The sequence below is a fragment of the Reella acinonychis genome (assembly GCF_052384575.1).
Lineage (GTDB): Bacteria > Pseudomonadota > Gammaproteobacteria > Enterobacterales > Pasteurellaceae > JBQSUQ01.
Genome location: NZ_JBQSUQ010000019.1, coordinates 62,358 through 76,739 on the forward strand (window position 1 = coordinate 62,358; position 14,382 = coordinate 76,739).

The 14,382-nt window shown below is 37.7% G+C and carries 13 protein-coding genes; 10 read left to right on the plus strand and 3 right to left on the minus strand.

Going from position 1 to position 14,382, the window contains the following annotated elements; genetic code table 11:
* The first annotated feature begins 1 nt into the window (after position 1).
* The 3 genes from ACT2CV_RS09250 (at position 2) to ACT2CV_RS09260 (ending at position 2,999) form a co-directional block, all read left to right on the plus strand.
* Positions 2-904: a cation diffusion facilitator family transporter gene (locus ACT2CV_RS09250; RefSeq protein WP_464973330.1), complete on the plus strand. Its 903-nt coding sequence runs from the start codon at positions 2-4 to the stop codon at positions 902-904.
* A gap of 498 nt (positions 905-1,402) precedes the next feature.
* Positions 1,403-2,905 (plus strand): sodium-dependent transporter, encoded by a 1,503-nt coding sequence (locus tag ACT2CV_RS09255; protein ID WP_464973329.1) that lies wholly within the window; start codon positions 1,403-1,405, stop codon positions 2,903-2,905.
* Position 2,906: 1 nt separating this feature from the next.
* The gene (locus tag ACT2CV_RS09260) at positions 2,907-2,999 is read left to right on the plus strand and encodes a methionine/alanine import family NSS transporter small subunit (RefSeq protein ID WP_464973328.1); all 93 of its coding nucleotides are present in this window, start codon (positions 2,907-2,909) and stop codon (positions 2,997-2,999) included.
* Between the two features lie 82 nt (positions 3,000-3,081).
* On the opposite strand, the gene rsmD is transcribed toward ACT2CV_RS09260, so the two are convergent.
* A complete protein-coding gene (gene rsmD / locus ACT2CV_RS09265; protein WP_464973327.1) occupies positions 3,082-3,708 on the minus strand; it encodes a 16S rRNA (guanine(966)-N(2))-methyltransferase RsmD in 627 nt (208 codons plus the stop codon).
* Between the two features lie 60 nt (positions 3,709-3,768).
* Between rsmD and ftsY the strand changes: the two genes are divergently transcribed.
* From ftsY to ACT2CV_RS09295, 6 genes are all read left to right on the plus strand, one after another.
* On the plus strand, positions 3,769-5,103 hold the full coding sequence (gene ftsY, locus ACT2CV_RS09270) for a signal recognition particle-docking protein FtsY (RefSeq protein WP_464974063.1): 1,335 nt from the start codon (positions 3,769-3,771) through the stop codon (positions 5,101-5,103).
* A gap of 11 nt (positions 5,104-5,114) precedes the next feature.
* Positions 5,115-5,765, plus strand: coding sequence for a cell division ATP-binding protein FtsE (gene ftsE / locus ACT2CV_RS09275; protein ID WP_464973325.1), 651 nt, complete (start codon positions 5,115-5,117; stop codon positions 5,763-5,765).
* A 28-nt stretch (positions 5,766-5,793) separates the two neighbouring features.
* Positions 5,794-6,720: a permease-like cell division protein FtsX gene (gene ftsX, locus ACT2CV_RS09280; protein ID WP_464973324.1), complete on the plus strand. Its 927-nt coding sequence runs from the start codon at positions 5,794-5,796 to the stop codon at positions 6,718-6,720.
* 149 nt (positions 6,721-6,869) lie between these two features.
* Positions 6,870-8,903, plus strand: coding sequence for a TonB-dependent siderophore receptor (locus tag ACT2CV_RS09285; RefSeq protein ID WP_464973323.1), 2,034 nt, complete (start codon positions 6,870-6,872; stop codon positions 8,901-8,903).
* A 196-nt stretch (positions 8,904-9,099) separates the two neighbouring features.
* A complete protein-coding gene (asd, locus tag ACT2CV_RS09290) occupies positions 9,100-10,212 on the plus strand; it encodes an aspartate-semialdehyde dehydrogenase (protein ID WP_464973322.1) in 1,113 nt (370 codons plus the stop codon).
* A 62-nt stretch (positions 10,213-10,274) separates the two neighbouring features.
* Positions 10,275-11,213: an alpha/beta fold hydrolase gene (locus ACT2CV_RS09295; protein WP_464973321.1), complete on the plus strand. Its 939-nt coding sequence runs from the start codon at positions 10,275-10,277 to the stop codon at positions 11,211-11,213.
* Here ACT2CV_RS09295 and ACT2CV_RS09300 read toward each other — a convergent pair.
* Together ACT2CV_RS09300 and mobB are read right to left on the minus strand one after the other, a co-directional pair.
* Positions 11,210-12,586, minus strand: coding sequence for an MFS transporter (locus tag ACT2CV_RS09300; RefSeq protein WP_464973972.1), 1,377 nt, complete (start codon positions 12,584-12,586; stop codon positions 11,210-11,212). The genes ACT2CV_RS09295 and ACT2CV_RS09300 overlap by 4 nt on opposite strands.
* Positions 12,587-13,099 (minus strand): molybdopterin-guanine dinucleotide biosynthesis protein B, encoded by a 513-nt coding sequence (gene mobB / locus ACT2CV_RS09305; RefSeq protein ID WP_464973320.1) that lies wholly within the window; start codon positions 13,097-13,099, stop codon positions 12,587-12,589.
* 127 nt (positions 13,100-13,226) lie between these two features.
* Between mobB and tal the strand changes: the two genes are divergently transcribed.
* A complete protein-coding gene (gene tal / locus ACT2CV_RS09310; RefSeq protein ID WP_464973319.1) occupies positions 13,227-14,180 on the plus strand; it encodes a transaldolase in 954 nt (317 codons plus the stop codon).
* Positions 14,181-14,382: the final 202 nt, after the last annotated feature.

Below are 14,382 nucleotides of genomic sequence, written 5' to 3' on the forward strand. Positions count from 1 at the left end.
AATGGAAGAAACATATCAAAAATTAGTTAAACGAGCGGCTAATTTAGCCATTGTTGTGGCAGTTAGCCTCATTATTATTAAAGCATTTGCTTGGTGGAAAACAGGATCTATCGCTATTTTGGCAGCAATGACCGATTCACTGGTGGATTTATTTGCCTCCGCCACCAACGTGATTGCATTACGCTTTGCGTTACAACCTGCAGATGATAACCATGCTTTCGGGCATGGCAAAATGGAATCACTAGCAGCTTTAGCCCAAAGTGCTTTTATCACAGGCTCCGCCGCTTTCTTATTATTGCAAGGTATTCAACGCTTTACCGATCCACAACCGGTACAAAGCAGTGAATTGGGTGTAATTATCAGCTTAATTTCTATTGCTTTAACAGCAATGTTGGTGCTTTATCAACGTAAAGTGGTTAAAGAAACACATAGCCCAGCAATTCAAGCAGATTCTTTGCATTACCAAACGGATCTCTATATGAACACTGCAATTTTAATTGCGATGTTATTAAATATGCAGGGCATGATATATGCTGATGCGGTTTTCGCCATTGGTATTGCTTTCTACATTCTCTATAACGCAGGAAAAATGTTGTGGGATGCTATGCAAGCCTTGTTAGATCAAGCATTACCACAACAAGAAGTGGATAAAATTTGGCACATTGCCCTTGAACATTCCGGTATTATCAGTATTCATGATGTGAAAACCAGAAAAGCAGGAGCAAACCGTTTTATTCAACTCCATTTAGAAATGGATGATCATTTGCCGTTAGTTAAAGCGCATGACATTACTGATAGTTTAGAAAAGAAATTATTACAAGCTTTCCCGCTATCTGAAGTCATCATTCATCAAGAACCAACCAGTGTTGTGCAAAAAGAGCGGATGCAAAATGACGCACAATAGCATCGCTAAACATTAAACTCTGGGTTATCTATTGGAAATATGAATAATATAAGGTTTTTTGGAATTATATTTTTTATTGCACTTGGGAATTACATAATCTCATTCTTTATTATTGTATCCAAAAACCCTTAGATTATTTATTTAGCCTGTCTCATTTCTGGAATAGTACATTAGATATTTAGAGATATAGCTAAAGAAAAATTTTTTATTCAACAACCCCACTCAAATCGTTCGTTTTATAATCAAAATTCACCTTTTAGGCCCTATAAACTGAAAAACATGAATATTTTTCACCGCACTTTTCCCTAAAATACCTCTTATTTATTCTAGCCATAATTAGATCACAAGAATAAAACACCAAAACAGAATAAAATATCAATACAAACAATCAAAATAGATATAAAACATATATTTTTGTTTATTTTATATTGACGAACACCTAATTTTGTTTATATTATCCTAAACACAACAAACATAACACTTAACTAGGGGGCGAGCATGAGTCAATCTACTCGTGAAACATTCTCAGGGCGTAAAGCCTTTATTATGGCAGCAATTGGTTCTGCTGTTGGCTTAGGAAACATTTGGCGTTTCCCATATACCACTTACGAAAACGGCGGTGGTGCATTTATCATTCCTTATATCGTGGCATTATTAACCGCAGGGATTCCATTACTCTTTTTAGATTACGCCATTGGCCATCGCCATCGTGGTGGTGCGCCTTTATCTTATCGTCGCTTTAACAAACATTTTGAAACTTTCGGTTGGTGGCAAGTAATGGTGAATGTCATCATTGGTCTTTATTACGCCGTTGTTTTAGGTTGGGCTGCGATTTACACCTATTTCTCTTTCAGTAAAGCTTGGGGTGGAAAACCTATCGATTTCTTCGTTGGTGAATTCTTAAAAATGGGCGATATTGCACAAGGCGTCAGCTTCGACTTTGTCGGCATGGTAGTAGGTCCATTAATTACAGTATGGGTTATTTCCCTTGTGGTATTAGCATTTGGTGTACAAAAAGGGATCTCCAAAGTGTCTAATATTTTAATGCCAGTATTGGTTGTAATGTTCTTAGTGCTTGTTGTTTATTCACTCACTTTACCTGGTGCAGCTAAAGGTTTGGATGCCTTATTCACACCAAATTGGGAAAAATTATCAGACCCAAGCGTATGGATTGCAGCTTACGGACAAATTTTCTTCTCATTATCTATCTGCTTTGGGATTATGATCACCTACGCCTCTTACTTGAAGAAAGACTCTGATCTCACAGGTACAGGTTTGGTCGTCGGCTTTGCAAACTCCAGTTTTGAAGTGCTTGCAGGGATCGGCGTATTTGCAGCCCTTGGCTTTATGGCAACAGCTGCAGGGCAAGAAGTAAGTGATGTGGCAAAAGGCGGAATTGGTCTTGCATTCTTTGCTTTCCCAACCATCATTAATGAACTTAAATTTGGTGAAATTTTTGGTGTGTTATTCTTTGGCTCATTAACCTTTGCTGCATTAACCTCATTTATTTCCGTTATTGAAGTAATTATTTCTGCGGTACAAGACAAATTAAAAATGGATCGCGTCAAAATCACATTTATCGTTGGCTTACCAATGATGGCTGTATCCGTTATCCTATTTGGTACCACAACAGGCCTACCAATGTTAGATGTATTAGATAAATTTATTAACTATTTTGGTATTGTTGCCGTTGCCTTTGTTTCTCTAGTTGCTATCGTTGCCAATGAAAAACTTGGCTTGTTAGGTGCGCATATTAACCAAACATCTTCTTTCAAAGTTGGTTTCTTATGGCGCTTATGCATCATATTAACCACAGGTATCCTTGCCTTTATGTTATTAAGTGAAGGAGCAAAAGTCTTCACCGAAGGCTATGAAGGCTACCCAAATTGGTTCGTCAACACATTTGGTTGGGGTATGGCATTTACTTTGGTTATCGTTTCTTTCTTACTTTCTCGCTTAAAATGGAAAGACGAAGCCTACGCAGAACACAAAGGAGAATAATATGAGCACAAGTGCAATCATTATGATGTCAATAGCCCTTGCTATTATCTGGGGCGGTTTGATCATCTCAGTTACCAAACTACCAAAAGAATAAAAAAACACTAACAAAAACACCGCACTTTATCTTAAAAAAGTGCGGTGTTTTATTTAAAAAGCAGAATTAACAAGCAAAGATTTTACTCTGTCATTTCGCCTTTTTGATATAATCGATAACTCACTTGCCCGGTGGTTTTCTCTTTTAGTAAGGACCAATTGTCTGGCACTGTTAATACTTTATTTCGTTCCGTCTCGATATAAATTAGCGCACCTGAGCTGAGCCAATTATGCTGTTCTAGCAAAGGCACAACTTGCTCAGTTAGTCCCAAATTAAACGGTGGATCAAGAAAAACCACATCAAACTGCGGTGCATTTTGCGCAAGTTTTAGGAAATCTAAACAACTCTGATTCACCACTTTTCCTTGGTTTTCATCGCATTTTAGTGTTTGTAAATTACGTTTTAATTGTGCAGCCACACCTTTATCCAATTCAATAAAAGTGACTGATTTCGCTTGACGAGAAAGTGCTTCAAACCCCAAGGATCCACTACCAGCAAAGGCATCTAAGCAACGGCTATCAACGATATAAGGCATTAACCAATTAAATAGCGTTTCTTTCACTCGGTCACCTGTTGGGCGCAATCCTTCTGAGTTAAGCACCGGCAATTTTCGACCGCGCCAGAGACCTGCAATAATTCGCACTTCCCCTTTCGCTAAATTTGTTGTTTTACTCGACGTTATCGCCTGCGCTTTTCGGTATTTTTTCATACAGATAAATGATAAACTATGCTAATTTTCCCGTATTCTAACAGAAATTAAGAGATTATTATGGCAGATGAGAATAAAAAAGGTGGCTTTTGGTCGTGGTTAGGTTTTAACAAGAAGAAACAACAAGAACCTATCGACACGCAATCAGAAACCGACAATGAAGAAAACCAAATAACAGAATACGTTTCTGAAGCAGAAACCGCTACCTCACAGCCCTCAGATAATCAAAGTGCGGTGCATTTTGACGAAGTTTCAACAGAACAACAGATTACAACTGAAATCCCAGATGAAATAATCGCAACCCCTGAAGAAGTCGAAGAAGTCGAAGAAGTCGAAGAAGTCGAAGAAGTCGAAGAAGTCGAAGAAGTCGAAGAAGTCGAAGAAGTCGAAGAAGTCGAAGAAGTCGAAGAAGTCGAGGAAGTCGAGGAACAACCTATCTCAGCATCGGCTGTTACACAAGAAAAACCAAGCGAAGGTGGTTTCTTTAGTCGTTTATTAAAAGGCTTGGTCAAAACCAAACAAAATATTGGTTCGGGATTTTTGTCCTTTTTCTCCGGCAAAAAAATTGATGACGAATTATTTGAAGAATTAGAAGAACAGTTGCTGATCGCAGATATTGGCGTGCCAACTACAACGAAAATTATCAAAAACCTTGAGTTGCATGCCACTCGCCAGCAATTAAAAGATGCTAATTTACTCTATCAACAATTAAAACAAGAAATGTCGGCGATTTTGAAACCTGTTGCTCAGCCTTTACAGCTTGAAAGCGATAAAAAACCTTATGTTATTTTAATGGTTGGCGTGAATGGCGTGGGTAAAACTACCACCATTGGTAAATTGGCTCGCCAATTCCAACAACAAGGGAAATCCGTTATGCTAGCCGCTGGCGATACCTTCCGCGCAGCAGCTGTGGAACAATTACAGGTTTGGGGAGAACGTAATAATATTCCTGTTATTGCACAAAGCACAGGTTCTGACTCTGCTTCTGTTATTTTTGATGCTATGCAATCTGCAGCAGCACGCAATATTGATATATTAATTGCGGATACAGCAGGGCGTTTGCAAAATAAAAATAATCTTATGGACGAATTGAAGAAAATTGTCCGCGTGATGAAAAAATACGATGAAAGCGCGCCCCATGAAATTATGCTCACGCTCGATGCAAGCACTGGTCAAAATGCTATTAGCCAAGCTAAATTATTTAATGAAGCTGTGGGTTTAACAGGCATTAGCTTAACCAAATTAGATGGTACCGCCAAAGGTGGTGTCATTTTCGCTATTGCTGATCAATTTGGTTTGCCTATTCGCTACATTGGCGTTGGGGAAAAAATCGAAGATTTACGTACATTTAATGCAGATGAATTTATTGATGCATTATTTACTCATGAAGAATAAAGAGAAATAACATGATTCATTTTCAAAATGTGAGCAAAGCGTATTTAGGCGGAAAGCCTGCTTTGCAAGGACTGACTTTCCATTTGCCCGTTGGCAGCATGACTTATTTAACAGGTCATTCTGGCGCAGGAAAAAGCACATTATTAAAGTTAATTATGGGAATGGAACGCGCGAATGGTGGCAGCATTTGGTTTAACGGCCACGATATTACTCGTCTTTCTCACCATGAATTACCTTTTTTACGCCGCCAAATCGGCATGGTGCACCAAGATTATCGTTTATTGCCCGATCGCTCTGTGGCAGAAAATGTCGCCATGCCATTAATTATTGCGGGCATGCATCCTAAAACAGCGGTAGAACGCGCTTCCGCAGCCTTAGATCGCGTGGGATTATACGAGCGCGCCAATCATTTGCCAGTTCATCTCTCTGGTGGTGAGCAACAGCGCGTAGATATTGCTCGAGCAATCATCCACAAACCCCAATTATTATTGGCCGATGAACCAACGGGCAATTTAGACAATGCCCTTTCTCTTGAAATTTTCAACTTGTTTGAAGAGTTCAATAATATGGGAATGACAGTGTTAATCGCCACTCACGACATCGGCTTAATCCAGCAGAAACCTAAACCTTGCCTCACATTAGAACAAGGGCATTTGCGCTAAAAGTGCGGTCTTTTTTTGGAGAGTTTTTATGAAAGTAAATCAAAGCGCGCCATTTTGGGCAAGAATGCAATATGTACTAAATTCGGTATTGAAGGACTTAATCAAGAAAAAATACGGTACCATCTTAACGATTTTAGTGATTGCTGTATCCCTCACCATCCCAACCGTTAGTTTCTTGTTGTGGAAAAATACACATCAAGCCACTACCACATTTTATCCTGAAACCGAATTAACAGTTTATCTGCATAAAAATTTAAACGAAGATGACGCCAATGCCATTGTCAGCAAGATTCAGCAACAACAAGGTATTGAAAGCTTAAATTATATTTCTCGCCAAGAAAGTTTGAAAGATTTTCGCAGTTGGTCAGGCTTTGGCGAAGAATTGGATATTTTAGATGATAACCCACTTCCTGCAGTTGTGATGATTAAGCCCACATCAGATTATCAAGCGTCTGAAAAACGTAAAGAGCTACACGATAGCCTAATGAAAATCAAAGGTGTCGAAGAAGTACGCATGGATAACGATTGGTTAGAAAAACTCGCTGCGCTCACTTGGTTAATTGCTCATGTTGCCATTTTCTGTGCTGTATTAATGACTCTTGCAGTATTTTTAGTGATTGGGAACAGTATTCGTTCTGATGTTTATAGTAGCAAAGCCAATATTCAAGTAGTTAAATTGCTCGGTGCGACCGACCAATTTATTTTGCGCCCATTCCTTTACACTGGCATTATTTACGGTTTTCTTGGTGCATTATTTGCTTGTATTTTCAGTAGCTTAGTGATCGGCTACTTCACAAGTGCGGTCAAATATGTAACAGATATTTTCGCTGTCAAATTTGAATTAAATGGATTGGAAATAACAGAAGTCTTTTTCTTATTAATCATCTGCTCCATTGTTGGCTATGCATCTGCTTGGATAGCAGCAAACAAGCATATAAAAATGTTAGACAAATAATTTCCAACATATATATCTATGATTGGCTCCAAAAGTAGTTGTTAATATTTTAATCGAACAAACACAAATGATATTGATTCTTATTTATAAAACAAATATACTTTGTGCTCTTTTTTCGTTGATTAAATACAACTTCTCAGGGAGCCATTATGCACTTCAATAAAAATAAACTCACCTTAGCTATTTTACTAGCAGCTTCTTCTAGCCTTTATGCTAACCCATCCTCAACATTAGAAATGATTGATGTTACTGCTCATACAGGCACAAAAAACTCAACAGATGTGATTACATTAGCGCAACAAGATCGCAGCACAGAAACTGATTTACGTGGTTTGTTTAGAGAGGAACCATCAATTGGCTTCGCGGCGGGTAACGGTACATCACAATTCTTAACCATTCGTGGAATGGGGCAAAATTCCGTTGATATTAAAGTAGACGGTGCGTCATCCGATAGCCAAATCTTATATCACCAAGCTCGCTTTATTATTGATCCATCATTATTGAAAAGCGTTTCGGTACAAAAAGGGGCAGGATCTGCAAGTGCAGGCATTGGCGCAACCAATGGTGCGATTATTGCTAAAACAGTAGATGCATTAGACCTATTAGAAGGCAGTAAACGCGACTATGGTTTTAAATTAAACGGAGGTTATTCTAGCAATAACGGTCATTCTTATGGCGCAAGCGTTTTTGGTAAAACAGGTCATTTTGATGCATTACTTTCTTTTAATCGTAATGATGAAGAGGATTACAAAGCAGGAAAACATTATGTTAATGGATTAAATGGTAGCAATAAAGTGCCTTACAGTGCACTAGACAAACGCAACTACATTGTTAAATTAGGTGCGACATTTGGTGATCATCGTTTTGTATTAAGTCATTTACAAGATCAACATCGTGGCACGCGTTTAGTACGTGAAGAATTTGCTGCTTTTGATACAGGTCGCCTTACTTTAGCACGCCAATCACCATCCTATCGTGAAACAACTTTAACTAACACGAATCTTGAATATATTGGTAAAAATCTTGGTTTTATCAATGAAGTCACCGCAAATGCTTATGTAATGAAAAACAAACGTTATTCAGCAGATGATAGTGGTTGTGGATATTGTGGCAAAGTATCAGGTCCAACAACAACGGTAATTAATACTCGTGGCGCTAATGTGAACTTTGATTCTTATATTGGTGAAAATGTATTAGTTAAATATGGCGTAAATTACCGTAATCAAGAAATTAAACCTCACAAAAAGCTGGCATTCGTTAAAAACAACCCTGAAAAAACAGATGTTGGTGCTTATGTTGAAATGATCAGTGGAATTGGTGATTTCACCTTAACCACAGGTTTACGTTATGACCACTTTAATATGAAAGCAAATGATGGCGTGAAAGCTTCTGGCGGTAAATTAAATCCAAGTGTTGGATTAATTTATCAAGCAACACCTGAATTAAGCTTTAGTGCAAATCATAACTATGCCTCACGCAGCCCACGTTTATATGATGCATTAATGGTTGGTATTAGACAGATTTCCGTTGATCCAAATATTGAGGCAGAACAAGCTCGCAATACTGAAATTGGTTTCAACTACAATAGTGGCAACTTCACTTTCGAAGGTAGCTACTTCTGGCAAAAAGTAAATAATTTAATTGTAAACCCACAAGATAGACATGATGCCTTAGGCAACGTGATTAGCGGTGTAAAACAAGCAGTTAATGATGGTTATTCGAAAAACCATGGTTACGAATTAAAAGCCTCTTACCGTTATGAAGGCTTAACCGCACGCTTTGGTGTATCTGATAGTAAACCAAGATTTTACTTAAATAACACCAAACCTGATTCCAGACTCAATCCTGAGTTTGCGGTACAAACAGGTCGTACTTGGACAGCTGGCCTATCTTATCGCTTTGATACCCCTGATTTAGAGTTAGGTTGGAAAGGTAACTATGTAGAAAAAGAAAAAGGTTATGCATTAGCTAATGCGGACAAAACAGCTGCAGAAAGTGCTCGTGATAGTTATATTACTCATGACTTCTATATCAGCTGGAAACCATTAAAAGATGAAAAATTAAATGTCAATCTTGCGATTAATAATGCATTTAATAAATTCTATCACCCACATAGCCAACGAGGTGCAACCTTACCAGGTATGGGACGTGATATCCGCTTAAATGTAAACTACACATTCTAACAGTTTAATGAAGTAACTTCTTAATAGCGATTGGCTAACAAGTCAATCGCTATTTTATTTAAAGATTATTTAATAAAGAGAGGTAGATTATCCAATTCCTACATTAAAAATCTGCTTTTTTTATTAAAATGCTTGATTTTAATTCGCCAATCTGTAATTAATGTAAACTTATCAAACACAACTTAAGGAATAAACTATGAAAAATGTCGGATTTATCGGATGGCGCGGAATGGTCGGTTCCGTATTAATGGATCGTATGGTGCAAGAAAATGATTTTGCCAATATCAATCCTATTTTCTTCACTACATCACAAGCTGGTCAAAAAGCCCCTGTTTTTGCAGGAAAAGACGCGGGCGAATTAAAAAATGCTTTTGATATTGATGAACTTAAAAAACTGGACATTATTGTTACCTGTCAAGGTGGTGACTATACCAACGAAGTCTATCCAAAATTAAAACAAACAGGCTGGGATGGTTACTGGATTGACGCAGCATCAGCGCTTCGTATGAAAGATGATGCCATTATCGTTTTAGACCCCGTAAACCAAAATGTGATTACAGAAGGCTTAAACAAAGGCATTAAAACCTTTGTGGGCGGAAACTGTACAGTAAGTTTAATGTTAATGGCCATCGGTGGTTTATTTGAAAAAGATTTAGTTGAATGGGTGTCTGTAGCAACCTATCAAGCAGCTTCTGGCGCTGGCGCAAAAAATATGCGTGAATTACTCGTGCAAATGGGACAATTAGAAGACAGCGTAAAAGCTGAATTAGCAGATCCTGCTTCTTCCATTTTAGATATTGAACGCAAAGTGACTGCAACAATGCGTGAAGATAGCTTCCCAACAGATAACTTTGGTGCGGCTTTAGCAGGCAGCTTAATTCCTTGGATTGACAAATTATTACCAGAAACAGGACAAACCAAAGAAGAATGGAAAGGCTATGCAGAAACCAACAAAATTTTAGGTTTAAGCGACAACCCAATTCCAGTAGATGGCTTATGTGTTCGCATTGGTGCATTACGTTGCCATAGCCAAGCCTTTACAATTAAATTGAAAAAAGATATCCCATTAGCAGAAATTGAACAAATTATCGCTGCACACAATGAGTGGGTGAAAGTCATTCCAAACGACAAAGAAACGACTTTACGTGAATTAACACCAGCAAAAGTAACAGGCACATTGAGTATCCCTGTTGGTCGTTTACGTAAGCTTGCTATGGGCCCAGAATATGTGGCAGCCTTTACTGTTGGCGACCAATTATTATGGGGTGCTGCAGAGCCAGTTCGTCGTATCTTAAAACAATTAGTTTAATTCTTGCTAACCTCAAAAGTGCGGTGGATTTCACCGCACTTTTTTACTTCATTTAAATCCAAATGCAAAGAGAATCGCAATTCCATCATTTTTTACAGCAGCAATTATCACCTTGGCTTGCGCCATTTCCAGTGCAATATATTGAAGGGAAAAAAGGCTGCCGTTTGGCTTATCGCCATTTTCTGCAAACAAATGGCTCAGATAAACTAATGATTTTAGTCAATGGCAGAGCAGAAAATCTATTGAAGTGGTCAGAAGTGGCCTATGATTTTTATCATCAGGGCTATGATGTGTTGTTGTTTGATCATCGTGGGCAAGGTTATTCCCAACGATTATTACCCCATACTGAAAAAGGCTATATTGATGAGTTTCGTTTTTATGCGGAAGATATGGCAAAAATCATTGAAAATATCACCGCACTTTATACCTATCAAACCCAACATTTACTTGCTCATTCTTTAGGTGCATTAATTAGCAGTTTTTATTTAGCAAATGCAGATCATCAGATTAAAAGTGCGGTATTTTCTGCGCCATTTTTTGCTTTGCCGATGAAAAATCTGCTGATGGATGAAATATTGCTAAGCCTGATGATGTTGTTTGGGCAAGGAAAAAAATATGTATTTGGCAAAACGGATTATCAGCCTGTTGATGTGATGGATAATAAGTTAAGCAGCAGCCAAGTGCGTATGCAATGGATGAATGAGATAAATTTAACCTTTCCAGAAGTACATTTGGGCGGCCCTACATTTAAATGGGCGCATTTATGTTTGCAAGCCACGAAAAAATTGCCAACAATCCTTTCTCGCATTGAAATTCCCGTATTAATTCTACAAGCGGAACAAGAGCAAATTGTGAGCAATAAAACTTTGCAAAAATTGACCGCACTTTTGCCACAAGGAAAGTTAATTAAAGTGGCACAAGCAAAACATGAAATTTTATTTGAGCGCGATGAAATCCGCCAACAAGCCTTTGCGGAAATAAAGGCTTTTTTGACTCGTTAATGCAAATTCTTGCCATCATTTTTGTGCAATTTTGACACCACAAAGAGCAGCAATAAACCAAATAATGCACTAGTTAAAAAGGTATAGCTGAATGCTTGTTGCAATGGTTGTTGGTCAATGTATTCACGATAAAAATTAAGCGCAATCGCTGCAATGGCAATGCCTAATCCAATACCTACTTGTTGAACAACACTCAGCATTGTCGCCCCTGCACTTGCGGTTTGTTGGTCTAATTCAGAAATGGTTAATGTGTTGACGGAAGTAAATAAAATAGATAAACAAAAACCATAAAGTGAAACCAATAATAGATATAGCCACAAAGCCGAATCGGTGGTTAAAAATGACATTAAAATGATAGAAATCATCATAAAAAGTGCGGCGTAAATTAAGGTTTTTTTATAACCTAATTTAAATAATAATTTGCGAATAAAGGGTTTAACAGCTAAAGAGCTCAACGCAATGGGGGAAACGAGCCAGCCGGCAATGTCGGCATCATAATGAAATGAGAGTTGTAGCATTAAAGGCAATAAAAATGGAATACCTGAGCCACATAAACGAATAAATAAATTTGCCCAAGAACCTAATAAATAAGTGCGCACTTTAAATAAACTAAGTGGAATTAATGCATCGCTTTTATTTTTAGCATAAAGGTAATAACTTAATAAAAAAGCCATACCGATTAAAATAATTAATCCTGATTGCCATTGTGGCAAAAAGGCTTCACCGAGTAAATCCAGTCCTAAGGTAAAACCCACCAATCCGCCAGCAAAAAGCAAAAAACCTTGCCAATCGAATTTTTTTACTTCATTCCGCAAATTTGGCATAAAACGGTGCGCCAGTAATACGCCTAATAAACCAATAGGAATATTAATAAGAAAAATCCAATGCCAAGAGGCATAGGTGGACAGCCATCCGCCCAGTACAGGTCCTAAAATAGGCCCAGTTAAGCCTGCCATTGCCATAAGATTTAATACGGGCAGCAATTCATTTTTAGGTATCACGCGAATAATGGCTAGGCGAGAAACTGGCATCATCATTGCGCCACCAAATCCCTGCAAAATGCGGGAGAAAATCAGCATTTCTAAACTGGTGGAAAAAGCACAACAAATAGAACCTAAAACAAAGGTGGAAACAGAAAATCGGAAAATGGTTAATGTACCATATTTGTCAGCCATCCAACCGCTCATTGGAATGAACAAAGCCACAGTTAAAGCATAACTAATCACCGTTAGCTGCATATGCAACGGCGATTGTTGTAAATCCAATGAAATAGCAGGTAATGCGGTGGTTAATATGGTGGCATCAAGGGTTTGCATAAAAAATGCCGTCGCCGCAATCCAAGCTAAAGAACGATAAGTTGTCTGCATAAAAATTTAATGATTTTCCACCGCACTTTTTTGTTGCACATATTGATCAATAAACTGGGCAATTTGAGGGATATTATTGATATCCAAACAAGGAATATCGCCGTCTATTTGATAATCTGTTGCCAATGCCAATACATATTGATCGATGTCAGGCAGAGGTTTTGTCATTGCCTTTCGGTGTAACAAAATTTTTGGCATTTGTTCTTGCTTAAAACCTTCAATTAAAATCAAATCCACCAACTGCTGATCAAATTGTTGGATTAAATAAGAAAAAGAGGCAGGAATAGGCGTTTCTGTCATTAATGCCCAACGTTGATCACAAGCCATAATAACTTGACTTGCACCCGCTTCTTTCATTCGCCAGCTGTCTTTTCCTTCTTTATCTACTTGTGCATTATGGTGGCTATGTTTAATCACCGCGACTTTTAAGCCTAAGGATTTCAATTCAGGCAGCAATTTTTCTAATAAAGTGGTTTTTCCACTTCCACTGTATCCCGTAATACCTAAAAATAGCTTCATTCATTGCCCCTTTTTCATTTTTTACTTGTATATAAATTTTTATGTATTATAGTTTACCTCTGCGTAAATAGACTATAAATAAATTATATTTTGTATTATGCAATCCCCTAAAACTTGAGGAAAAATTATGACTACACAATTAGATGCTTTACGTGAAATGACCGTTGTGGTGGCCGATACTGGCGATATCGAAGCGATGAAATTATACAAGCCACAAGATGCAACAACTAACCCTTCATTAATTTTAAGTGCTTCTGCATTACCACAGTATGCACCATTAATTGATGAAGCCATTGCTTATGCAAAAAAACAAAGTGATTGTAAAAAACAACAACTGATTGATGCGGAAGATAAATTAGCCGTAAACATTGGTTTAGAAATTTTAAAATTAGTACCAGGTCGCATTTCAACTGAGGTGGATGCACGTCTTTCTTATGATACTGAAGCGACTGTTGAAAAAGCGCGTAAAATTATCCGTCTTTATAATGAAGCGGGTGTAGCTAACGATCGTATCCTAATCAAAATTGCTTCTACTTGGCAAGGTATCCGCGCAGCAGAAATCTTAGAAAAAGAAAATATTAACTGTAACCTCACCTTATTATTCTCTCAAGCGCAAGCTCGTGCCTGTGCTGAAGCGGGTGTTTATTTAATTTCACCATTCGTCGGTCGTATTCTTGACTGGTACAAAGCAAACTCAGATAAAAAAGACTATGCACCAGCAGAAGATCCTGGCGTAGTTTCAGTAACTGAAATTTATAATTATTATAAACAATATGGTTATGAAACTGTGGTAATGGGTGCAAGTTTCCGCAATGTTGGTGAAATTACCGAATTAGCAGGTTGCGACCGCTTAACTATCGCGCCATCTTTATTAAAAGAATTACAAGAAAGTAATGCGCCTTTAGTACGCAAATTAACGTTCAATGGCGAAGTAAAAGCACGTCCAGAACCATTAAAAGAATCTGAATTCTATTGGCAACATAATGCTGACCCAATGGCAGTTGAAAAATTAGCTGAGGGTATCCGCAAATTCGCTATTGATATTGAAAAATTAGAAGCGATGTTAGCTGAAAGACTCTAATTTATTTTCCTTTGTTTTGAAAAGTGCGGTTAATTTCACCGCACTTTTTTTATTTATCTCATAAATTTCACTGTGGATAACTTTATAGAAAATTGTCAACAAGCTGTATTTTTTCATTTGATAAGATCTAAAAAAATAGCATCTGTGGATAACTAGCCAAGTTATACAGAATTATTTCACTGTAAAGATCCAAGTTTTACTC